General features: G+C 72.3%; 20 protein-coding genes and 2 tRNA genes. 8 read left to right on the top strand and 14 right to left on the bottom strand.

Annotation, left to right across the window (positions count from 1 at the left end; translation table 11 throughout):
- The first annotated feature begins 16 nt into the window (after nt 1-16).
- Nucleotides 17-1,294 carry a deoxyguanosinetriphosphate triphosphohydrolase gene (locus GC157_13960; GenBank protein MBI1378570.1) on the top strand — a complete coding sequence of 426 codons (1,278 nt, stop codon included), beginning with the start codon at nt 17-19 and terminating at the stop codon, nt 1,292-1,294.
- A gap of 98 nt (nt 1,295-1,392) precedes the next feature.
- Nucleotides 1,393-1,929, top strand: coding sequence for a DUF664 domain-containing protein (locus GC157_13955; GenBank protein MBI1378569.1), 537 nt, complete (start codon nt 1,393-1,395; stop codon nt 1,927-1,929).
- A gap of 3 nt (nt 1,930-1,932) precedes the next feature.
- Here GC157_13955 and GC157_13950 read toward each other — a convergent pair whose 3' ends face one another.
- Together GC157_13950 and GC157_13945 are read right to left on the bottom strand one after the other, a co-directional pair.
- Nucleotides 1,933-2,985, bottom strand: a complete 1,053-nt coding sequence (locus tag GC157_13950; GenBank protein MBI1378568.1) for a hypothetical protein — start codon at nt 2,983-2,985, stop codon at nt 1,933-1,935.
- Nucleotides 2,986-3,484: 499 nt separating this feature from the next.
- Nucleotides 3,485-4,690 (bottom strand): aminotransferase class V-fold PLP-dependent enzyme, encoded by a 1,206-nt coding sequence (locus GC157_13945; protein MBI1378567.1) that lies wholly within the window; start codon nt 4,688-4,690, stop codon nt 3,485-3,487.
- Nucleotides 4,691-4,817: 127 nt separating this feature from the next.
- On the opposite strand from GC157_13945, the gene GC157_13940 reads away from it, so the two are divergent.
- From GC157_13940 to GC157_13930, 3 genes are all read left to right on the top strand, one after another.
- Nucleotides 4,818-6,710, top strand: coding sequence for a DNA primase (locus GC157_13940; protein MBI1378566.1), 1,893 nt, complete (start codon nt 4,818-4,820; stop codon nt 6,708-6,710).
- A gap of 25 nt (nt 6,711-6,735) precedes the next feature.
- Nucleotides 6,736-7,224, top strand: a complete 489-nt coding sequence (locus GC157_13935; protein ID MBI1378565.1) for a hypothetical protein — start codon at nt 6,736-6,738, stop codon at nt 7,222-7,224.
- A gap of 87 nt (nt 7,225-7,311) precedes the next feature.
- Nucleotides 7,312-7,387: transfer RNA gene (locus GC157_13930), tRNA-Asn, on the top strand.
- Nucleotides 7,388-7,443: 56 nt separating this feature from the next.
- Here the strand turns inward: GC157_13930 and GC157_13925 are convergent.
- Both GC157_13925 and GC157_13920 read right to left on the bottom strand, forming a co-directional pair.
- The gene (locus GC157_13925) at nt 7,444-8,304 is read right to left on the bottom strand and encodes a hypothetical protein (GenBank protein MBI1378564.1); all 861 of its coding nucleotides are present in this window, start codon (nt 8,302-8,304) and stop codon (nt 7,444-7,446) included.
- 34 nt (nt 8,305-8,338) lie between these two features.
- A complete protein-coding gene (locus GC157_13920; GenBank protein ID MBI1378563.1) occupies nt 8,339-9,238 on the bottom strand; it encodes a ribonuclease BN in 900 nt (299 codons plus the stop codon).
- A gap of 249 nt (nt 9,239-9,487) precedes the next feature.
- Between GC157_13920 and GC157_13915 the strand changes: the two genes are divergently transcribed.
- A tRNA-Ile gene (locus GC157_13915) sits at nt 9,488-9,565 on the top strand.
- 32 nt (nt 9,566-9,597) lie between these two features.
- Here GC157_13915 and GC157_13910 read toward each other — a convergent pair.
- The 7 genes from GC157_13910 to GC157_13880 all read right to left on the bottom strand — a co-directional run bounded on the left by GC157_13910 (nt 9,598) and on the right by GC157_13880 (nt 17,144).
- On the bottom strand, nt 9,598-10,836 hold the full coding sequence (locus GC157_13910) for a tyrosine-type recombinase/integrase (protein MBI1378562.1): 1,239 nt from the start codon (nt 10,834-10,836) through the stop codon (nt 9,598-9,600).
- Complete coding sequence (locus GC157_13905) at nt 10,775-11,005, bottom strand: helix-turn-helix domain-containing protein (protein ID MBI1378561.1); 231 nt, start codon at nt 11,003-11,005, stop codon at nt 10,775-10,777. The genes GC157_13910 and GC157_13905 overlap by 62 nt, the downstream gene beginning before the upstream one ends.
- Before the next feature lie 543 nt (nt 11,006-11,548).
- Nucleotides 11,549-14,872, bottom strand: a complete 3,324-nt coding sequence (locus GC157_13900; GenBank protein ID MBI1378560.1) for a relaxase domain-containing protein — start codon at nt 14,870-14,872, stop codon at nt 11,549-11,551.
- A 244-nt stretch (nt 14,873-15,116) separates the two neighbouring features.
- Complete coding sequence (locus tag GC157_13895; GenBank protein MBI1378559.1) at nt 15,117-15,641, bottom strand: hypothetical protein; 525 nt, start codon at nt 15,639-15,641, stop codon at nt 15,117-15,119.
- Complete coding sequence (locus tag GC157_13890) at nt 15,641-16,216, bottom strand: helix-turn-helix domain-containing protein (GenBank protein MBI1378558.1); 576 nt, start codon at nt 16,214-16,216, stop codon at nt 15,641-15,643. The genes GC157_13895 and GC157_13890 overlap by 1 nt, the downstream gene beginning before the upstream one ends.
- Nucleotides 16,217-16,476: 260 nt before the next feature.
- Complete coding sequence (locus GC157_13885; GenBank protein ID MBI1378557.1) at nt 16,477-16,899, bottom strand: hypothetical protein; 423 nt, start codon at nt 16,897-16,899, stop codon at nt 16,477-16,479.
- Nucleotides 16,900-16,931: 32 nt separating this feature from the next.
- A complete protein-coding gene (locus GC157_13880; protein ID MBI1378556.1) occupies nt 16,932-17,144 on the bottom strand; it encodes a hypothetical protein in 213 nt (70 codons plus the stop codon).
- Nucleotides 17,145-17,154: 10 nt separating this feature from the next.
- Between GC157_13880 and GC157_13875 the strand changes: the two genes are divergently transcribed.
- Both GC157_13875 and GC157_13870 read left to right on the top strand, forming a co-directional pair.
- Entirely contained in the window at nt 17,155-17,523 is a 369-nt protein-coding gene (locus GC157_13875) for a hypothetical protein (GenBank protein MBI1378555.1), read from the top strand.
- 131 nt (nt 17,524-17,654) lie between these two features.
- Nucleotides 17,655-18,440 carry a TSUP family transporter gene (locus GC157_13870; GenBank protein ID MBI1378554.1) on the top strand — a complete coding sequence of 262 codons (786 nt, stop codon included), beginning with the start codon at nt 17,655-17,657 and terminating at the stop codon, nt 18,438-18,440.
- Between the two features lie 19 nt (nt 18,441-18,459).
- On the opposite strand, the gene arsA is transcribed toward GC157_13870, so the two are convergent.
- The 3 genes from arsA to arsB are packed head-to-tail and all read right to left on the bottom strand — an operon-like array spanning nt 18,460 to nt 21,676.
- Nucleotides 18,460-20,250, bottom strand: coding sequence for an arsenical pump-driving ATPase (gene arsA / locus GC157_13865; GenBank protein ID MBI1378553.1), 1,791 nt, complete (start codon nt 20,248-20,250; stop codon nt 18,460-18,462).
- Nucleotides 20,251-20,255: 5 nt separating this feature from the next.
- A complete protein-coding gene (gene arsD, locus GC157_13860; GenBank protein MBI1378552.1) occupies nt 20,256-20,663 on the bottom strand; it encodes an arsenite efflux transporter metallochaperone ArsD in 408 nt (135 codons plus the stop codon).
- 14 nt (nt 20,664-20,677) lie between these two features.
- Nucleotides 20,678-21,676, bottom strand: a complete 999-nt coding sequence (arsB, locus tag GC157_13855; protein MBI1378551.1) for an ACR3 family arsenite efflux transporter — start codon at nt 21,674-21,676, stop codon at nt 20,678-20,680.
- Nucleotides 21,677-21,715: the final 39 nt, after the last annotated feature.

Here is a 21,715-nt window from a genome sequence, read left to right as displayed (position 1 = left end):
CGCTAGGGTCGCCGTGATGGACCAGCCACCGGCGCACGACGACGACCGTCCCTCGGCGGGGTACGCGCCGCCGGACGAGGCGCGCTGGGTCGCCGAGCCGCCCAAGCGCTCGGGGCGCACGGCGTTCGCGCGCGACCGCGCCCGCGTGCTGCACTCGGCCGCTCTGCGCCGCCTCGCGGCCAAGACCCAGGTGATCCTCGCGGGGGAGAGCGACTTCCTGCGCACCCGGCTCACGCACTCGCTGGAGTGCGCCCAGGTGGGCCGCGAGCTCGGCGCGGCGCTCGGGTGCGACCCGGACCTGGTGGAGACCGCGTGCCTGGCGCACGACCTGGGTCACCCCCCGTTCGGCCACAACGGCGAGGATGCCCTCGACGAGGTCGCCGCGGGGATCGGCGGCTTCGAGGGCAACGCGCAGTCGTTGCGCATCCTCACCCGGCTCGAGGCGAAGACGTTCAGCCCGCACGACGGCCCGCGGCCCGACGGCCCAGTGGGTCTCAACCTCACCCGCGCCTCGCTCGACGCGGCGTCGAAGTACCCCTGGCGGCGCCGGCCGGGGGAGCGCAAGTTCGGCGCCTACGCGGAGGACGCCGAGGTGCTCGACTGGGTGCGCGAGGGCGCGCCGCCCGGGCGCGCCTGCTTCGAGGCACAGGTGATGGACTGGTCCGACGACGTCGCGTACTCGGTGCACGACGTCGAGGACGCCGTGGTGGCCGGCCACCTCGACATCCGCGCGCTGACCGGTGCCGGGCACCCGCTCGACCCCGAGGGCCTGCTCGACGTCGCCGCGGGCTACGCCCCCGGCGTCGACCCGGCCGAGCTCGGCGCGGCGGTGGAGCGGCTGACGGCGCTGACGTTCTGGCCGTCGTCGTACGACGGGACGCTGCGCGACCTGGCGACCCTGAAGAACCTCACGTCGCAGCTGATCGGGCGCTTCGCCGGCGCGGCCGAGTCCGCCACCCGGGCGGCCCACGGCGGTGGCAGGCTCACGCGCTACGCCGCGGACCTCGTGGTGCCCCACGAGCAGCGACTCGAGGTGGCGGTGCTCAAGGCGGTGGCCAACCGCTGGGTGATGCGACGCGAGGGAGCGGAGTCGGTCTACGCCGGCCAGCGCGACGTGGTGCGCGAGCTCGTCGCGGCCCTGCGCCTGGCCGGCGCCGACGCGCTCGATCCCGTGCTGCGCACCGCCTACGAGGCCGCGCCGGACGACGCCGGCCGGCTCCGCGTGGTGGTGGACCAGGTGGCCAGCCTCACCGACCGCAGCGCGCTCGCCTGGCACGCCCGGCTCTGCCGCTGACGCCGCGCCCGGCGAGGCCCTCGCGCCGGCGGCGACGACGTCGGGGACGCAGCGTCCCGCGTCCCGCGATGTCGGCGGCCGTCGCTAGGTTCGCGGGCATGCAGTTCCGTGCCGAGGACCGGGTCGACCCGCCGTTCGCCGCCGACGAGGCGGCCACCCTGCTGGGCTTCCTGCGCTACCAGCGCGACACGTTGCGCTGGAAGTGCTCCGGGCTCACCCGCGAGCAGCTCTCCACGCCGCTGCCGCCCACCTCCATGACGCTGGGCGGCCTGCTCAAGCACCTCGCGGTCGTCGAAGCGGGCTGGCTCAACCTCACCTTCGCGGGCGGCGTCGCACGGCCGTCGTGGCTCGGGGAGATGGACCCGGACGACCCGTCGTGGTCGTTCACCACCGCGATCGGCGCCGAGCCGGAGCAGCTGGTCGCCTGGCTCGACGAGTCGGTGGCGGTGTCGGACGCCGTCATCGCCGAGGCGCTCGCCGGCCCGGACGGGCTGTCGACCCTGTCTCAGGGGGAGGAGGACGGCGGGCGCGTGTCGCTGCGCTGGATCCTGTGCCACCTCGTCGAGGAGTACGCCCGGCACAACGGCCACGCGGACCTGCTCCGCGAGTCGATCGACGGGCTCACCGGCGAGTAGCGGTCAGCCGCCGAGGGCGAGGCCGCCCGCGCCGCTGCCCCCGCCGGAGTCCTGGGTCAGCGTCGTCAGCAGCGAGTCGGGCACGTCGGTGACGTCGGTCGCGGCGGGTGCCTGCGGCCCGTCGGAGCCGAACGCGAGCACCAGCTGGACGTCGGGCGCCCCGTGGACGTCGCCGCCGAGGTCGCGCACCAGCTGGTTGAGCGGCACGACGACCTTCGCGACGGTGCCGTCGCGCACCCAGACGTCGACCGACACCGTGGCGGCGGCGTCGAGCTTCGCCAGCGCGGCGCCCGGGCCGCTGCGCATGGACGCGGGCAGCGCGTCGACCGCCGGCTGGATCACGGGCTTGAGCGGGAACGTGGCGACGAGGTGGTCGCCGTCGGCGTCGGTGCCGGCGTCGGTCACCGTGACGTTGCGCACCAGCGCGTCGCTCATCTGCTGCCGCACCGCGTCGGCCTGATCCGGCGAGATCGTGGTCGAGTTCGCCGCCGCCTTCTTCACCAGGGTGTCCAGCGCCGAGCCCGGCCCGGTGTGGAGGCGGACGGGGTGACCGTCGAGCAGAGCCGTGATGGGTGCGCCCTGGGGGCCGATCGACGTCGCGGCCCGGCGCATCTGCGCGACGCCCTTGGTCACGTCGGCGTTGTGCAGGGCCAGCAGCTTGAGGGTCAGCACGAGGGTGTCCGGCGTGGCCACCATGTCGACGACGCGGGTGCCCTGCCACGAGCCGGTCACCTCGCGCGTGCCGCTGTCGCGGTCCCACGCCAGGGTCATCGACGGCGAGGTGAGCACGGCGAGGTCGGCGCCCTCGCCGTCGTTGCCGACGATGCGCAGCGACGCCGTGACGTCGCCCACCGGCTGGTCGGTGGTGGCCGACAGCGCCCGCTGGAGCCGGACGTCAGGCCGGTTGAGCACGACGACCGCGGCGACGGCGCCCCCGGCGAGCACGAGCGTGACGAACGCCGCTGTGGCGACCAGCCAGCGCCGCCGGTGGGACCCGCGGGGCGGCTCGGCGGCCGGCAGCACCGGCCCGTCGAGGGTCTCCAGCGGGGAGAGCACCGGGAGCTCGCCTCCCCACGACGAGGGCGGGGGCGCCTGCGGCGAGCCCGGCGCGGCGGCCGGCGCCCACGCCGCGGCAGGCACCGGAGGCGGGCCCCACGAGGGCGGGGCGGGCGGCGGGGCCACCGGGGGAGTGGGCGCGGCCGGCGTGGGCACGGGCGGCGGGCCCCACGAGGGCGGGGCGGGCGGCGGAGGCAGGGGCGCGGCGGGCGGGACGGGACCCGGGACCGGGCCCGGGAACGGCCCGGCCACGGGCGGTGCCTGCGGTGCGGGGCCTGCGGGACCCGGGGGAGGCGTGCCCTCGCCGGGCGGTTCCGGCGTCGTGCGCTCCTGGTCCATGGCTCCCCCGTCGTCCCTCGTCCGGCGGCACCGGCGTCGCCGGCACCCGTCGGGGACGCGCGCGTCCCCCTCCTTGTGGTCGGCGCGTGCGGGCGGGGCCTGAAGCCCGCGGACCGCAGGGGCGGCCGGGGCGGCCGCCGGGGGAGGCGGCCGCGGCGGCTCAGCGGGAGGCGGCGGCGACCGCGTCGAGCAGCGCGGACACGTCGTCGTCCGAGGTGAACACGTGCGGGCTCACGCGCACGAGACCGGTGACCCCCTGGGCGTCGAAGTCGCGCACGGCGTACTCGCGGGGGGAGTACGACACGTTCACGCCGGCGGCCTTGATCTCGCGCGCGACGTCGGCGGCGTCGCGGCCCGCGACGGAGAACGTCACGATCCCGCTGCGTCGGGTGCCGCGGTCGTGCACGCGCACCCGGGGCAGCTCGGCGAGCCCCTCGCGGCAGCGCTCGGCCATCCACCCGATCCGGCCCGCGAGCACGTCCAGCCCGGTCGCGAGCGCGTACTCGGCCGCGGCGCCCATGCCGAGCATGCCGGCGTAGGACTTCTCCCAGTTCTCGAACCGGCGCGCGGTCGGCGCGACGACGTAGTCGGTCGGGGTGGTCCAGGTGGCCGCGTGCAGGTCGATCAGCGCGGGCTCGAGGGTGAGCGCGCGCTCGGAGGCGTAGAGGAACCCGGTGCCGCGCGGGCCCCGCAGGAACTTGCGACCGGTGGCGCTGAGGAAGTCGGCCCCCATGGCCGGGGCGTCCAGTGGCAGCTGGCCCACCGACTGGCACGCGTCGACGACGTACCAGGCCTCGGGCGCTGCCTCGCGCAGCACGCCGCCGATCTCGGTCACGGGGTTGAGCAGCCCGTTCTGGCTGGGCGCGTGCGTGACGGCGACGACGCGCACGCGCTCGTCGAGCATGTCGCGCAGCGCGTCGAGGTCCAGGACGCCCGTGGCGTCGTCGGGCACGGCCTCCACCGTGGCGCCGGTTCGCCGGGCGACGGCCAGGAGCGCGAGGACGTTGCTGGCGTACTCCGCCTGCGAGGTGAGGATCCGGTCGCCCGCGTCCAGCGGGATCGACAGGAACCCGCGCAGCCACGAGTCGGTGGCGCTCGTGGTGAGCGCGATCCGCTCGGGCGGCGCGCCCACGAGCCGGCCGAGCGCCGTGTAGGTGGCCGCCAGCCGCTCCTGCGCCTCGTCGTGCGCCTCGTAGCCGCCGATCTCCGCCTCGCGGCGCAGGTGGCCGACCATCGTGTCGACCACCACCTGCGGGGGCAGCGCCGAGCCGGCGTTGTTGAGGTGGTGGCAGGTGCGGCTGGCCGGGGTGTCGTCGCGCAGCCGCTCGAGGTCGGCGTCGGACAGGCCCGAGGGGTCGGGGAGCATGCCCCGATCCCAGCACACCCGCGATGTCACTGGTGGAACGGTCGTCACCCGGCCCCGGAAGCGACCGTTCCACCAGTGACGTCCGGCTCGGGCGGGACCGGTTGGACGGGCTCCGTAGGATCGGTGCGTGGCAGGCCGGATCCGCGACGAGGACGTCGCCCTCGTGCGCGAGAAGGCCCGCATCGACGAGGTGATCCGCGACTACGTCACCCTCAAGTCGGCCGGCGGCGGCAGCCTCAAGGGCCTGTGCCCCTTCCACGACGAGCGCAGCCCGTCGTTCAACGTCAACCCCGCCAAGGGCGCCTGGTACTGCTTCGGCTGCGGCGAGGGCGGCGACGTCATCGGCTTCCTGCGCAAGATCGACCACCTCAGCTTCACCGAGACCGTCGAGAAGCTCGCCGGCCGCTACGGCGTCACCCTGCGCTACGCCGACGGCCCCGCCGCGCCCAGCCGCTCCGCCGGCAACCGCCGTCGCCTGGTGGAGGCGCACAAGGAGGCGGCCGCCTTCTACGTCGAGCAGCTGGCCGGCCCGGAGGCCGAGGCCGGGCGCCGGTTCCTGACCGAGCGCGGCTTCGACGCCGAGGCTGCCGCGCACTTCGGGGTGGGGTACGCGCCCAAGGGCTGGGACAACCTGCTCACGCACCTGCGCCGCAAAGGGTTCAGCGACGACGTCCTCGCCGAGGGTGGCCTGGTGGCCCGCGGCGGCCAGCGCGGGATCTACGACCGCTTCCGCGGGCGCCTGGTGTGGCCCATCCGCGACACCTCCGGCGACGTCGTCGGGTTCGGCGCGCGCAAGCTCTACGACGAGGACGACGGGCCGAAGTACCTCAACACCCCCGAGACCCCGCTCTACAAGAAGAGCCAGGTGCTCTACGGCATCGACCTGGCCCGGCGCGAGATCGCCCGGCGCAAGCAGGCGGTGATCGTCGAGGGCTACACCGACGTCATGGCCGCGCACCTGTCCGGCGTCGAGACCGCCGTGGCCACCTGCGGCACCGCCTTCGGCTCGGACCACATCGCCGTGCTGCGCCGCCTGCTCATGGACGACGGCGTGTTCACCGGCGAGGTGGTGTTCACCTTCGACGGCGACGCCGCCGGCCAGAAGGCGGCGCAGCGGGCCTTCGGCGAGGACCAGCGGTTCACCGCGCAGACCTTCGTCGCGGTCGAGCCGGGGGGCATGGACCCCTGCGAGCTGCGGATGGCCCAGGGGCCGGACGCCGTCCGCTCGCTCGTCGAGCACAAGGTGCCGCTGTTCGAGTTCGCGATCCGCACCGAGCTCGCCGGCCACGACCTCGACCACGCCGAGGGCCGCGTCGCGGCGCTGCGCGCGGCCGCGCCCGTGGTCGCCCGGATCCGCGACGAGGCCCTGCGCCCGGAGTACGTGCGCCGGCTCTCCGGCTGGCTGGGGATGCCCGACGACGAGGTGCGCCGCGCGGTGCAGGCCGCGGGCCGCGCCCAGCCGGCCCCCGCGCGCCGGCCGGCGCCGGCCACCGGCGAGCCCGTGGGCCCGCCGCCCGTGCCGCGGCTGGCCCGCCCCGACCCGCGCGACAAGGTGGCCGCGATCGAGCGTGAGGCGCTCAAGGTCGCGCTGCAGGCCCCCGAGCTCGGCGGCACCTGGATCGACGCCCTGGAGACCGAGGCGTTCCGCACGCCGGCCTACGCGGCGGTGCACGCGGCGGTGGTCGACGCCGGCGGCGCGGCGTCCGGGCTCGTCGACCGCGCGTGGCTCGACGCCGTGCTCGCGGCGTGCCCGGACGACGCCGTGCGCGCCGTGGTGCACGAGCTCGCCGTCGACCCGATCCCCATGGTCGAGGTCGACCAGCGCTACGCGCAGTCGGTGGTCGCGCGCCTGCTCGAGATCGACGCGGCGCGGCGCATCACCGATCTCAAGGCCAGGCTCGAGCGCGTGGAGCCGACGTCGGACCCGGACGCCTACCAGGCGGTCTTCGCCGAGGTGCTCGCGCTGGAGAAGGTGCGACGCGAGCTGCGCGAGCAGGTCGCCGGAGGGCCGAGCGCATGAGCCGGGCCGGGTCGAGGGGGAGCGCATGAGGCTGCGTCCGCCCGCGGAGGTGCGCGCCCGGGTGCCCGGTGAGCGCGTGCTCGCGTGGGCGCCGTCGGGGCGCTCGTCCGTGGTCGCGACCGAGACCGCGCTGCTGCTGCCCGAGGTCGACGGCGTCGCGACGCGGGTGCCGTGGGATCTCGTCGTGCGCGCGTCGTGGGTCGAGGGCGCGCTGGAGCTGGTGGCCCAGGAGGTGCCGGGCGGACCGCCGGTCACCTCGCGCATCGGCTACGACGAGGACCCCGGCTCGCTGCCGGAAGTGGTCCGCGAGCGGGTCAACGCCAGCATCGTCGTGCAGCGCCGGGTGGACCTGGTGGGGGAGCGGGGGATCCGGGTGCTGGCCCGCCGCCAGCCCGGGTCGACCGAGCTGCGCTGGTCGGTGGTGTTCGACGCCGGGCTCGACCCGCGCGACCCCGAGCTGCGCCGCCGCGCGGACGAGGCGCTGGCCGAGCTGAGGGTCTCGCTCGGGGTCTGACCGGCCCGCCCGCGATTTCCGGCCCGTGCTCGCCCCTTGCTATCCTCCGACGGCCGCGGCACCGCGAGGTGCGGCGGCAGTGCACGATCCCGCGTAGCTCAATCGGCAGAGCTCCCGACTGTTAATCGGGCGGTTATTGGTTCGAGTCCAATCGCGGGAGCCACGACCACCGGACGCCGTCCCTCGGGGCGGCGTCCGTCGTGTCGGGAGGCCGCAGGCTCAGGCGGTGCGGACGCGCTGGGTGAGCACCGACGCGGCGGGCAGGTCGTGCTCGCGCCCCGCGGCCACGGCCGCGGCGACCTGCTCCGGGGTGCTCCCGGTGCCGTCGTAGACGATCACCACGCTGTCGTCGCCGTCCACGAGGAAGTGCGTGGCGCCGAAGTCGGTGTAGCGCGTCGCGCCGATGCCGACGAGCACCGTGGTCGGAGAGCCGGCCGCGGCCAGCAGGGCGCCGACGTCCTCGAGCGGGGTGTCCGGTGAGCCCTTCTGGTTCACGAGGCGCTCGACGACCCAGTCGAGCAGCCGCGAGCCGTAGTAGGAGTAGCCGAGCACCGGGCTGTCCTGGCCGTAGGCGTGCGTCTCGGTGCCGCGGCGCAGGAAGCTCGCGATGCGCAGCGGCGCCGTGGGCCCGTCGGCGTCGAGGCTGTCGACCTCGAACAGCGAGGCGGCCAGGCCCTTCGACGCCGGCCCCCAGTTCTTCTTCTCGCTGATCTTGCGCGCCCCCTCGCGACGGATCGAGCAGTCGTTGAACGCGCCGATCGCCACGGGCGCGAGACCGCTGACGGCGCCGGCCGCGTCGTAGGTCACCCGTGCCACGAGCGCGGCCTCGGGCTCGATCTGGAGGTTCAGCGCGACGTCGGACACCGGCAGCACGACGGCGTCGGAGGAGAGCGGGAACTGCCCCAGGAACGTCGAGGCGCCGGGCACGTGGAACGGGAAGATCCCCTTGGGCGCCGTGTCGTCGCCCCCGACGCTGACGAAGTCGGCCGCCTCGCCGGCCTGCTCGAGGTGGCCGGCGAAGTTGCCGGCGACACCGAACCCGAACCACTGAGCAGCCTCGCGCACGTCCACGGTGATCACGGCGTCAGCCTAGGAACCGGGCGACCCGCCGGTGTCAGTCGGGGTCGGCGTCGAACCGGGTGCCGATGCGCTCGATGCGCAGCCGCTCCTGCTCGCGGGCGAGCAGCGCGAGCGCACGACGGTCGGCGTCGGTGGGCTTCATGGTGTCCAGCGCGCGCGGCCACAGGCGCCGGCGGCGCACCATGGCGACCTCCCCGCCGTAGACGAGCACCTGGCTCACGAGGTACATGAGGGTGAAGAAGCCCACGATCGTGGCGAAGCTGCCGTAGACCGCGCCCGAGCGCTGCACCAGGCGGGTCAGCAGCGCGGTGCCGAAGGTCAGCACGGCGGCGACGACGATGCCGCCGACCAGTGCGGCCGGCCACACCGCGCCGATCCCCGAGCGCCCCGGCAGCAGCAGACCGGTGGCGGCCCACAGCAGCAGGAACACGAGCACCACGGTGCCGAGGTAGGCGGCGACGCGGGACACCGACGAGAGCCCGGGGATCGATCCCGCGGCCGCGGTGAGGAAGCCGATGCCGGCGGTGCCGACGATGAGCAGGAGCAGCATCGCGACCACCCGCAGGTAGCGCGGGAGGAACTCGAGCCGCTTGCGGTGCGGGACGGCGGCGATGTGGTTGAGCGTCTGGTACGCCGTGAAGACCACGCCGAGGCCGGAGAACAGCAGGCCGACGATGCCGATGACCAGCGGGATGCCGCTGGAGGGCAGCGCGCGCACGGCCGCGTCGATGGTGTCGGCGAACTCGGGCGGCACGATCGCCGCGATGACCTTCTCGCGCGTCGCGGGGTCCTGGAGGATCTGCGAGAGCGACCACGTGACGAGCAGCAGGAACGGGAACAGGCTGAGGAAGCCGTAGTAGGTGATGAGCGCGGCGTGGCGGCCGCCCTCGTCGTCGCCGTACTTCTTGATGACGGCGTAGGGGAACCCGAACAGCGAGTGCCGGCGCTGGAAGTCGTCGGCCCAGTCGCGCACGCCGTTGACGAGCCCGCCGATGCCGCCGCCCGACCCGTCGTCGGGGGCGTCGCTGCGCTCGTCGCTCACGCTCCCACTCTGCCGCACCGCGGCACGGACCTCCGCTCGGACGCGGACCTCGTCCCGTCGTCCGGACACCCGGCGCCGCGGGACGGAGCGGCAACGGTGTGGCGCGGGGGCGCGGCGGGCCGTGGCTAGGCTGCCGCCGTCGGGGCGGTAGCTCAGCTGGTCAGAGCAGCGGACTCATAATCCGTCAGGTCGTGGGTTCGAGCCCCACCCGCCCCACCACCCAACGCTGTGACCTGCGCAAACGCCTCTCGTCACGGAGAGGCGTTTGGGTTTGACACCAACCCTGACACCAACGCGGCGAGCACGGCGGAGTCGTCGACCAGCAGATGGCCGTAGACGTCCATGGTCAGGGACGCACGGCGGTGGCCCAGCTGCTTGGCCACGACGGCCGGGGGGAGCACCGACAGGCCGGCTGTCGCGACGTAGTGGCGAAGAGCGTGGAACGAGCCCGGGAAGCCGGCGGCGGTTGCTGCCTCGCGGAATCCTCGCCGGACGTTGCCGGAGTGCTGAGGGGTGCCGATGCTGGTGGGGAAGACGAGATCGTTCTCCACCCAGGCGGAGCGAGCCGCTCGGCGCTGCCCGTCCACGTGGGCTCGCTGGCGGACGAGCTGCGCGACGACCAGCGGTGACAGCGCCACGCGCCGGGCGCCGCCGGACTTGGTGCGGTTGCCGACGACGGTGGACCCGGAGACGGTGAGCGAGGTGGTGCCGCGGATTCGCCACGAACCGCCGTCGAGGTCGAGGTCGAGGTCGGCCCAGCGCACCGCGAGGGCCTCACCGATCCGGCACCCGGTTCCCACGATGAGTGCGACGAGTCGTTCGAGGTCGGTCCCCTCGAGCTCGGCCAGCAGCGCCCGAACCTGCTCGGTGGTCGGGGGAACGACCTCGGCAGTGCGCGGCGCCGACTCGGGCACGGTCACCCCGCGGGCCGGGTTGGCGGTGAGGAGTCGACCTCGCACCGCATCGTCGAGGCACGCCGAGAGCGCGATCAACGAGCCCTTGATCGTGGCCGCCGACAAGCCCTTCTCAGCCAAGCCGTGGGACAGGTCGTCGATATGGAGCGGCGTGAGGTCACGCAGGCGCACACCGCCGATGGTGGGGAGCACGTAGGCGTCGAGCCGGTAGACGTACGCACCAACGGTGGACTCTCGCCGGCGCCGGGCGGCTCGGCCGGAGGCGGTCCAGTCGTCGGCCCAGGTGCGCAGGGTCGCGGCCGAGTCGAGGACGGACTCGCGCCGCTCGGCCTTCGCCAGCATGCTTCGCCGCTTCCGCACTGCCTCGGCGTGGGTCGAGGCGTAGGCGGTTCGCCGTTTCCCGGACGTCGGGTCGGTGACGCGCACCATCCAGCGTCCGTCGTTGCGCTCGGTGATCGAGCCCGCACCGTTTCCCTGCTTCGGACCGCGTCCGAGAGTGTTGTGCTGCGGCACATCACACCCCGTACGCCATGGCAGCAGCGGCCCGTCGCTCGTCGATGAAGATGCCGATCGCATCGACCGGGATCCTGCGCAGGTGACCGATCTGGATGCTCTCGATCTCGCCCCGCGAGAGAAGCGCGTACATGGTGCTCCGGCCGACCCCGAGGCGGCGGGCCGCTTGCTCGACGGTCAGCAGCGTGCATGCGGGATCGGCGGTCGGTGGCGTGGTTCCGCGACGAGGCATTGCTCCTCCAAGGGCTTGTGATGAGACGGCCCCGGTCCATCGGGGCTCGAGGGGATGAGTCGTGCAAGTGCGCTGGGCTGGTGCTGTGGACGGCTCAGCGGCGCAGGCTGGCTGTGGATCACGCCAGCGGACAGGTGCGTGTCGTCGTGCAGGCGCTGCCGTCGTGTGCAGGGGTTCACCAGAGATGATGCGCGCCGGAGGAGGTCGACAGGCCCAACCCGCGCGACGAGGAGCGGCCGACGGCGTGCTCCGCGTGCGCGGCGGCGGCCTGGTCAGGCATAGCCGCGCTGACTTCTCGTGAGCATCCATGGCTTGCCTCCACCGGGGTCCATCAGGTGGGAACGAAATGTCCCCCTATCTGGAGGAGTGCAGGACAGGCCGGGGAAACCGGGGAGATTCCGCAACGATCCGGACACGATCCCATACGGAAGTCCACGCACGTCCACGTGCGTCCGTGTCGTCGTCTGTCCTCCAAGGCGTGGTGTGCGCGCATGGTCAGGAATGTCGCGTCATTTGTCTCGACGCCCGTAAGGACGGGAGGCGTTACCGACTGATTCCCAGGTCGTAGCCATGGTCGCGATGCGGTGGGTCGTGCTCGATCGCATAGGGCTCGACGAAGGGGACGGGCCGAGCGGGCTGGAGGGCGGGGTCGTCGGGGCCGGTGTGGGTGTTGGGGTCCGCGATGTGCCAGGTGCCTCGTGCTCGCCAGGTCTCGAGGCGGACCTGCCGGTCCTTGTCGTCACCGAGGGTCCGCTCGTGGGTGTCGGCGTCGACGACACCAGCCATGCGGGTCACCTTCGTCTCGGCGCGTTCGAGCGAGTCGACGGCATCGCCGACGATTCGTTGGGTGAAGGTCACCTTCGCGGTGAGCTCGGCGCGGCGCTTGCGGGCGAAGAACCCCACATTGCCCAGGTCCGTTTCGGCGGTGCGGAGCTCGCCGGCGAGCCGGTCGAGGTGGCGTCGGGCGCGGTCGCGTTCGTCGCGGGCGCGGTCGAGGTCGGCTTGGTGGCGGCGGTGCTCGACGGGGACCTGCCGGCCCGGTTGTGCAGCGTCGGCCTTGGCCCAGGCCGCTTCCCGTGCTACCTGCACGGGCGGGTCGAGCAGGGAGTGCGCGGCGCGTTCGCGCCCGCTGGTCGCGACGGCGCGGGCGAGCTGCGCGAGCGCACTGTCAAGGTCCGGAAGTGGCAGCTGGACACATGCCGGGGGCCTGTCCGCACCCTTGCCGCGGGTCTGGCCATGCGTGGGGTGGGGTTGCCGCCGGTCTGGCCATGCCCTGGCCGCCGTGCCGGTTCGTGTCGATGGGTGGTGGTGCGGGCCGGCGTCTCCGGTGACGAGTTCCGGGGTGGTGTGGACGTGGTTCTCCAGGCGGCCGCGGGTCATCGCGACGTAGAGGTGCTCGCGATCAAGCCCACTGCGGGCCAGGACGATGCCGATGTCGGCGGTCGCGCCCTGGGCGCCGTCGATGGTGGCAGCCCACCCGTACGCCGCATGCGCCGCGAGATACCCGTGCGGCAAGGTGGTCGTGCCCCTCCCGCGGAGGTCCGTCACGACGAGGCCACCGGCGTCGTTGGCGGCCACGACACGGAAGCGGTCCCCGTTGCGCAGGGTGTCGGCACCGATGGGGATGCGGGCGGTGTTCTTCTTCGCGATCAGCACGTCCCCGGCCCGCCACGTGCGGTCCTCGAGCTGGCCGCGGGTCGACGCCGACCGTGTCGCCACCCTCACCAGGTCCGGTCCGGTGACCTGACCGGTCGCGACGGCGACGGCGCGGGCCCGGGCGTTCAGCGCGTTCACGTCGGTCCACGCCCGCGCGAGCATGAGGGCGTCGGCACCGTGGTCGGTGGCGGTGCGCCACCGGTCGAACACCGCGTCCGCGGCGTCCTCGCTGGAGGCCTCGGGGTGGACCCGGCCGTGCTCGGCGTAGGTGTCCAGGACGGTGGAGTCGCCGGCGCGCAGCCGCAGCGTTGCGGCGGCCTCCCACGGGTGGGTGAATCGGTGGAGTTCGGTCAGCTCGATGACTTGCCCGCCGAGGGTGTGGGTGAGGTGTTCGAACATGCCCCCGGGTGCATTCACCGCACCGATCTGGGCGGGGTCACCGACCAGGACCAGCGGTGACCCGGTGTTCACGGCCCTGGCGGTGAGGCGGTCGAGGTCCGCGGTGGACAACATCGACGCCTCATCGACGATGACCACCTCCCGCGGTGGGAGGAACCGCAACCGGTGCCTGGCCCGCTCCGGGTCGTCGAGGTGGTCGTGGGTGAGCAGCCACCGCGCCACGGTCTGACCGGGTGCCCCGGTCGCGTCCGACAGCTCCGATGCCGCCCGCGCCGACGGGGCGAGCGCGGTGACCTGCATCCCCATCGAGTGCCACGCGGCGACCGCGACCGCCAACGTCGTGGTCTTCCCCGCCCCGGCCGGTGCGGTCATCACCGTGACGAGGTCCCGGGACGCGACCAGGCGCACCACCGCGGCCCGCTGATCGGCGCTCAACGCGGCGCAGGGCCCGTCATACAAGGCGGCGAGGAACTCCCGAGGTAGCCGGTCCGGTGTACGGAACCCCTCGGCGACAGCGCGCTCCACGATCCGCGCTTCCGTGTCCACCAGTTCCCGGGACGCGAACCTCGCGTCCGACGCCCGCGCGGTCACGCCCGACCGCTCGGTGCCGAGCTCGACGGCGCCGGAGATCTCGACCCGGGTCAGGGCGGTGTCGGTGAGGACCTCCACCAACGCGACCGCCCCCGCCGCAGTGGTGGGGGCGGTGATCCCAGCGGTCGAGATCCTCGCGGCCATCGCGGTGGTCAGGTCGGCACGGGACCACATCGCCTTGCGTCGCCCGATGTCCGTCACCGCGTCCGCCACCACCGCGTGCTCCCACCCCGGCACCGGCCGCAGCCGGGGCGCCGCACGGTGGGCGGACGAGACGGCGTCCGTCACCGCGTCCGCCCCGAACCCCAACCCGGCTGCCTGCGCCGCCCACCGCGCCCGACGGTCCCCCTCAGGAACGGGCGCGTCCTTGGCCGGCCGGGTGGCCAGGACGGCGGTCTTGATGATCCTGGCCCGCTCCCCAGCCGACACCGGGCGGCCGAGGGCGGACTCGGCGTCGGCGATGGTCGGGACCGCGTCGGCCATCACCGCCGACGTCCGCGACGACCACGCCGACATCAACGCCTCGGGGACCCCCTGGATCTCGGCCTGGCCATGCTCGGACACCGCCCCGAACACCACCGGCAACCGCGTTGTCAGCTCCGCCCGCAGCGCGGCCTGATAGACCACACCGGCGGCCTTCTTGTGGTGGTAGATCTCGTGCCCGTCCAACGTGCGCCACGCACCGTCGTCGCAGCGGACCTTGTTCACCACCAGGGCGTGGGTGTGCAGCTGAGGGTCCCCGGTCCGCGACGTCCGATGGTCAAACAGGGCCGCCGTGAACCCAGCGGACCCGATCTGCTCGACGCCGTCGCGGCCGCGCCGCGACAACGACGCATGCGCCTCCAGGTAGCCGAGCGCCGCGCTCACCGCGGCCCCGTGAGCGGCATCGACAGCGGCCATCGTGCGGGCATCGCCGAGCGCCCACAGGGTGGACACGGACTTGGGGGCGGAGAACGTCAAGTCGAACCCGGTCACCGCATCCGCGCGCCACGCCGACCCCAACGCGGAACCTGTCGTCGGAGACAAGGCACGGCCGAAGAGCGCCTCGAGCTCGCGCTCCTCCACCCTCGCACCGACAGTCAGCCCGAGCTGCGCGAGGCCGGAGCCGTGCCAGCGGCCGGGGGCGTCGCCGTGCTCGGCGTAGTACTCACACGCACCACCGGCGACGGTGCGCGAGTAGTACCGCCAGGAGGACCGGCCGATCTTCGCACTGGACAACACGAAACATCACAACCCGGAAACCTGTTGTGCCACAGTAGAATCAGGGCCAGACGGTACACGCCGCCGATGCACATGTCTGCTTCGATTCATGGCAGGTGGCCGTCACGAAACGCGTGTGACGAACAGGTAGCCCCGGGGTGGCGCGTCGTGGACACGGGCGGATTGACGTGGACGACATGCCTCGTCAAAGAGGGCCTCGAAAGTTGTCTGACGTTCGCGCGTGCCGTGACAGGTTGCTGGGGGCTCAGCGGGCGTTGAGCCACGTCTGGACGCGTGTGACGGCTGAGTCCGTCAGGACGTCCTGGGCGTGGTAGCGCTCGTAGATCTCTTGGGCGTCCTGCACGGAGTTCACGTCGCAACGTCCGAGGAGGTATTCGATGTCGTCGGTGTCGCGTCGTCCACGGTTGGCGCGCAGCTTCATCGCGAGCAGCATCTGGACAGAGCCGACAGACACGGTGACGTCGCCGACGCGGAAGATCTCGTGCCAGTCGTCGAGTCCGAGGAGCGGGACGTAGGCCATCGCGGCGTCGTTGAGCCAGTCCGCGGGCAGGTCCCGCTCAGCTGCCATCGTGGCCGCTACGGCGCGCACCGGTGCGGCGGGCAGCAGCACCGCGTCGATGTCGGCCGTGGACCGCCGGTCGGCGTTCATCAGGGCGATCGCTGCGCCTCCGACAATGCGGATGCCAGCGGTGACTCCTTCGGTGTGCAGCCGTCCTGCGAGCTCTCGGAGGAGCATCTCGACGTCGTCGTGACTGAGCAGGACGGCCATCACACGCTCTCGAACTCAACCGCGGCGAGGAACACCCCGTGCCGGGCGATGGCCGGCGGGGTGTCGTGTCGTGCCTGGTCGCGCAGCGACGGGACCGCCTCGACATCCCACGGATCGGCAAGCCGATAGTCGGGAAGGTCGAGCCAGAGCGGTCGGGGCAGCGCGTCGCGGCTCAGGTGGTAGTCAGTTACAGCGGCGAGGAGAGCGTCGTAGCGTGCGTCTCCGACCGGCAGCGGCTGCGTGACCGCCAGCGCCACCCGCGTCGCGTACGTCTCGCGAGCAAGGTCGTCGGAGCACTGGATGATCTCGCGCCATGCCCGCTTGTCGTCACCCGCATCAAGGGCGGCGCGAAGGTCGACCGCGACCTGCCACACCGGTCGGGATCGCGTCGGGAGCAGAGATACGCGTTGGCCGAGCGGCACTAGGAGCAGCTCGAGCCGGTCGAAGGTCGTGTCGTGTGCCCCCGACTCGAGGGCGGCGATGCCCGGCTGGCTCACGTGCGCTGCCTGGGCTAGCGCACGCTGCGACACACCACGCGAGTGACGCGCGGTGCGCAGCAGTGACGACGCCGACATGAGGCTCCTTGATACGAGATGTCGTATCAGAGAATGCCTTGATCAGTCAGCGACGTCAACCGCGCTTCACCGATCGAGCGATTGATCAGTGATGACATCGGGACATCTGCAATCGGGTGAGCGCTGGTCAAGGCGGCCAGTGCAAGGTGAGTGCCGATCGACGGTCTGACAACTGAGGCCTGGGGGCTGTGCTCACGGTCGAGACAACCTGACGACGGCGGGTACGAAGAGGACGCTGACCCAGCGTCGGTGCTGGGGTTCTAACCTCCTGCGTCCGGCGTCCGGTGATCGCTGGACAGTCGCGGCGTGAGGCAGCTGACGAACCGTTCGGGGTCGGCGAGGCCGAGGTCCAGGCGGGCCGTGCGAGGGACCGTCGTCGGCGTCACGACGGGATCCAAGTCCAGCGTCGCCAGTAGGCCCGGGGCGGCGGCCGCGAGCCAGCGCCCGTGTCGCAGGTAATGCACGCCGACGTGCGCTCGAGGGGGCCATTCGGTCACCCGGACGGCGGCGATCTCCTCGAACCGGATCGTCATCGTCCACGTGCCCGCCTGCACCCACACCGTCTGCGCGCCAACGGTGACTCCGCTCCGTTCGGGAGTCATACGTCGCACACGCAACCGCAGCGGGGTGCGAAGCGGTGACCGGAACGCGAAGCGTTCCCCTCGGTCGAGAACGTCGTCCACGGTTACCTCCCGATGGCGCGAGCGCCTGCCGGTCAGGTCATGAGGCCATACGGCAGGTTCGGGTGGGTCGCCGCGATCTCGATGAGCCGGTTGTACTTCGCGACGCGCTCGCCCCTGGCGGGGGCGCCGGTCTTGAGCTGGCCGCAGCCGGTGGCGACTGCGAGGTCGGCGATGAAGGTGTCGGGTGTCTCGCCCGAGCGGTGGGAGACCATCTGCGCGTACCCGGCCCGGTGGCAGATGCTCATCGCGTCGACCGTGACCGGCAAGGTCCCCGCCGGACTCGTCTACGTCGAAGGCTCCACCGTCGGCGACATCACCGAAGCCTCCCTCGTCGACCGCCGCACCCTTGCCGCCGAGGGCGTCATCACCGTCATCGCCCTCGTCGACGCCGACACCGGGGCCCTCGCCGAGCCGCCCGACTTCCTCTCCCGCGGGTTCGGTCGCGACCAGCACACCTTCGACACCGCCATCCCCCTCGTCGAGAAAGCGCTGGCCAAGGCAGCGGCCGAAGGCATCGGCGACACCCACCAGCTCAAGCAGATCATCGGCCGCACCGTCAGCCGATGGGCGCAGAACAACGGCCGTCGCAACCCGATCATCATCCCCGTCGTCATCGACGCCTAGCGTGCCGAACGCCTCGCTCACCGTGAACGACTGAGGTCGCGCGGGGTGAGGCGGGCGATGTGCGGCCGACCGGTCACTACTGTGTCGCCGTGACCGCCGACCTCGGCTCAGGAGCCGCTGAGACGAGCCACGTGGTCGGCCGGCCGCTCTGGCTCGCCGGGCTGACCGGCGCGGCCGTCGGTCTCCTCGGCGGCCTCGTCGGACTGGGCGGTGCCGAGTTCCGCCTGCCGCTGCTCATCGGTCTCTTCGGGTTCGTCGCGCTGCAGGCCATCATCGTCAACAAGGCGATGAGCCTCATCGTCGTGATGGTCGCGATCCCGTCCCGGCTTCTCGCGGTCCCGTTCGCCGATGTCGCCAGCCACTGGTCGATCGTGGTCAACCTGCTCGCCGGCTCTCTGGTCGGCGCGTGGCTGGGAGCGTCATGGGCCACCCGGATGCGCGCGGCCACCCTCTACCGGGTGCTGGCGGTCCTCCTCGTCGGCATCGCCGCGGTGTTCGCCGCCGAGCATGTCGGCGCGATCCCCACACTGAACCTGCCCGCCGTGGCACAAGCCGTGGCCGGGGTCGTTGTGGGGTTCGGCATCGGGGTCGTCGCCGCGATCATGGGCGTCGCGGGCGGCGAGCTCCTGATCCCCACCATCGTGCTGCTCTACGGCGTCGACACGAAGCTCGCGGGGAGCTTGTCCCTGCTGGTGTCACTGCCGACAATGCTGGTCGCGTTCTTCGGCTACAGCCGCGACCAGGCCTTCACCGTTCTTGGGCAGCACCCCAGTTTCATCGCCGTCATGGCCGGCGGCTCGATCCTGGGAACGTTCCTTGGGGCGCTCCTCCTCGGCGTCGTCTCCGAGGCCGTCCTGGTCCCGCTCATCGTGGCACTGCTGCTCTTCTCCGCCGTCAAAGTCTGGCGACATGCGTAACCCGTTGCAGTGCTGCAGTTCACGGGCCTAGCACCCCCGTAGGGCAATCGCGGAAGGGACTGGTGGCCAACGTCAATTCGCCGAGGCGCTCCTCGCCAATCGGTTCGGCGGGCAGGAGGGGGACGATTGCGATGCGAGCGGAGATGTTCTCGACCTCGGTGATCTGCGCGAGCTCGGCTGCGGCGCGCTGTTTCAGGAAGGGTGACTGGGGTCCGGCGGCGGCGACGGAGTTGTTGACCACCCAGGCCCAGGGTGTGATGCCGGCGCGGCGCAGGTCGTCTTGGAGCACGCGTGCCTCGATGACCGGTGTGGGCTCGGGCAGGGTCACCAGGACGACCTTGGTGTGGTCCGGGTCCTGCAGGACCATCAGGGGGGTCCGGTAGTGCATGGTCTCGCCCATCTGGCGGGCGACGTCGCGGTGGTAGGAGCCGGCGGCGTCGAGGAGCAGGAGGGTGTGGCCGGTGGGTGCGGTATCGATGATGACGAACTGCTTGCTGGCTCCGAGGACGAGGCGGGCGAACTGCTGGAAGACGGCGACCTCCTCGGTGCAGGGGGAGAGGAGGTCCTCGGCGAGGTTCGCGCGTCCGGCGTCGTCGAGGTTCTTCCCGCGGGTCGTCATGATCCGGTCGCGGTACTCCGCGGTGGCCTGGACCGGGTCGATGCGCGAGACGGTGATGTGGTCGACGGCGCCGTGGAGGGTCTCGTCGAGGTGCGCGGCGGGGTCGGTCGTGGCGAGGTGGACGTCGTGACCTCGGTGGGCCAGTGCGACGGCGATGGCGGTGGCGATGGTGGTCTTGCCGACGCCGCCCTTGCCCATGCACAGCACGACGCCATGGCCGTCGGCCTCGATCTGCTCGACGAGGCTGGCCAGCGAGTGCCCGGTCAGATCGACCTCGACGGTAGGCATCGTCGCCGTGTCGGGTGGGGTGTCCGAGGTCAGCAGTGAGCGCAGCGCAGGAAGGCCCATCATGTTGTCGGGCTTGAGGTCGATTGCGTCGCGCGTCAGGGCGGCGACGTCGTCGGGCATGCCGGCCAGGGCGGCGCTCTCGCGGTCGCGGACCGCGAGAGTGAGTGGTTCGTCACCCGCGATGTCCGGGAGGATCCCGTTGACGACGAGGTGCGCGGCGTGGATGCCGATCTGGTCGAGCTCACCGAAGGTGCGGTGCACTTCCGCGAGGGCAGAGGCCTGTGCTCGGGTCACCAGGATCAGCCTGGTGCGGGCGGGGTCCTTCAACGCGGACACCGCGGCCGCATACGTCGCGCGCTGCTTGTCCAGGCCGGCGAGCGGGCCGAGGCAGGACGCATCGCCCTTGCCGGACTCGAGGAAGTCGGTCCACGAACCGGGGAGCTGGAGCAGCCGGATGGTGTGTCCGGTGGGGGCGGTGTCGAACAGGACGTGGTCGTAGGCCGCGGTGAGGGCGGGGTCGGCGAGCAGGTCGGTGAACTCGTTGAAGGACGCGACCTCGGTGGTGCACGACCCGGAGAGCTGCTCGGTGATCGAGGCGATCTCCTTGTCGGGGAGCAGTCCGCGGACTGGTCCGATGATGCGCTCGCGGTAGGCATCGGCCGCGGCTTCGGGGTCGATCTCGAGCGCGGTCAGGCCGGGGACGTCGGGGATCGCGGTGATGGTGTTGCCGATACTCACGCCGAGGACCTGTCCGACGTTGGACGCCGGGTCGGTGCTGACCAGCAGGACCCGCTTGCCCTGCTCGGCGAGGTGCAGGGCGGTGGCGCAGGCCAGGGAGGTCTTGCCGACGCCGCCCTTGCCGGTGAAGAACAGGAAACGGGGCGGGTCGGTGAGGAAACGCATCGCGGTCAGCTGCAGCCTTCGGGGCCGCAACCGCATTCGCCGGCGGCGTCGGTGCTGGCGTCGAGCATGACGAGTCCGACTGCTCCTGCGGGGGTGACCGGCTGCTCGTCGGCGATGCCCGCGAAGCGCAGCAGCTGGGCGCGGCTCGGGTAGGTGCCGGTCATCACGGTGACGCCGTCGACGAGGGTCAGTGGGAGGCCGTCGGAGCCGGCGACCTGCAGGAACGCGCGCGCGGACTCGTCCGAGGCGAACGCCATCGGGTCGTTGGCCAGGTTGTGCCGTGCGATGTCGACGCCCTGGGTCTGTAGGTGGGTCAGGTCGGCGGTGAAGTCGACCAGGGACTGGTCGAGCTCGGGGCCGCAGACCCCGGTGTTGCAGCACAGGGCGGGCTCGAAGACGCGGATGGCGGGCACAGGGTGCTCCTTGCTCAGGTGGTGGCGGGGATGACGGGCTTGGTGAAGTACTTGCGGCGCAGCCACAACGACACGTAGACGAGCGCGACGAGGGCGGGGACCTCGATCAGCGGTCCGATCACCCCGGCCAGTGCCTGTCCGGAGGTGACGCCCCAGACACCGATGCTGACGGCGATCGCGAGCTCGAAGTTGTTGCCGGCAGCAGTGAACGCGAGCGTCGCAGTCTTGGGGTAGCCCAGGTGAGACCGGGTGCCGGCGAGGAAGGAGACGCCCCACATGATGGCGAAGTAGACGAGCAGCGGGATCGCGATGCTGACCACGGCGAGTGGGTCCGACGTGATGGCGTCGCCCTGCAGGGCGAACATCACGACGATGGTGAACAGCAGCCCGTAGAGCGCGAACGGGCTGATCCTCGAGATGAACTTCTGCTCGTACCAGTCACGGCCCTTCGTCCGCAGGCCGATGCGGCGGGTGAGGTAGCCGGCGAGCAGGGGGATGCCGAGGAAGATCAGGACGGCCTTGGTGATCTCCCAGGTGGAGAACGTCACGATCTGGGTGTCCAGGCCGAGCCAGCCCGGGAGGATCTTGAGGTAGAACGTGCCGAGCAGGGCGTAGGCGAGGATCTGGAACACCGAGTTCAGCGCGACGAGCAGGGCCGCTGCCTCGCCGTCGCCGCAGGCGAGGTCGTTCCAGATCAGGACCATCGCGATGCATCGGGCCAGGCCGATCACGATGAGCCCGGTCCGGAACTCGGGCTGGTCGGCCAGGAAGATCCAGGCAAGGGCGAACATCAGCGCCGGGCCGATGACCCAGTTGAGCAACAGCGAGAGCCACAGCAGCTTGCGGTCGCCGGTGACGTGGCCCATGTCCTCGTAGCGGACCTTTGCCAGCACCGGGTACATCATCAAGAGCAGGCCGAGCGCGATCGGCAGCGATGTCTGCCCGACCTTGACGGCGTCGAGTGCGGACTGGACGCCGGGGAAGGTGCGGCCGATGAGCAGGCCCGCGGCCATCGCCAGCAGGATCCACACCGGCAGGAACCGATCGAGTCG

This window comes from Frankiales bacterium, assembly GCA_016125335.1.
Lineage (GTDB): Bacteria > Actinomycetota > Actinomycetes > S36-B12 > CAIYMF01 > Longivirga.
This window is presented reverse-complemented; position numbering and strand designations above follow the sequence as displayed.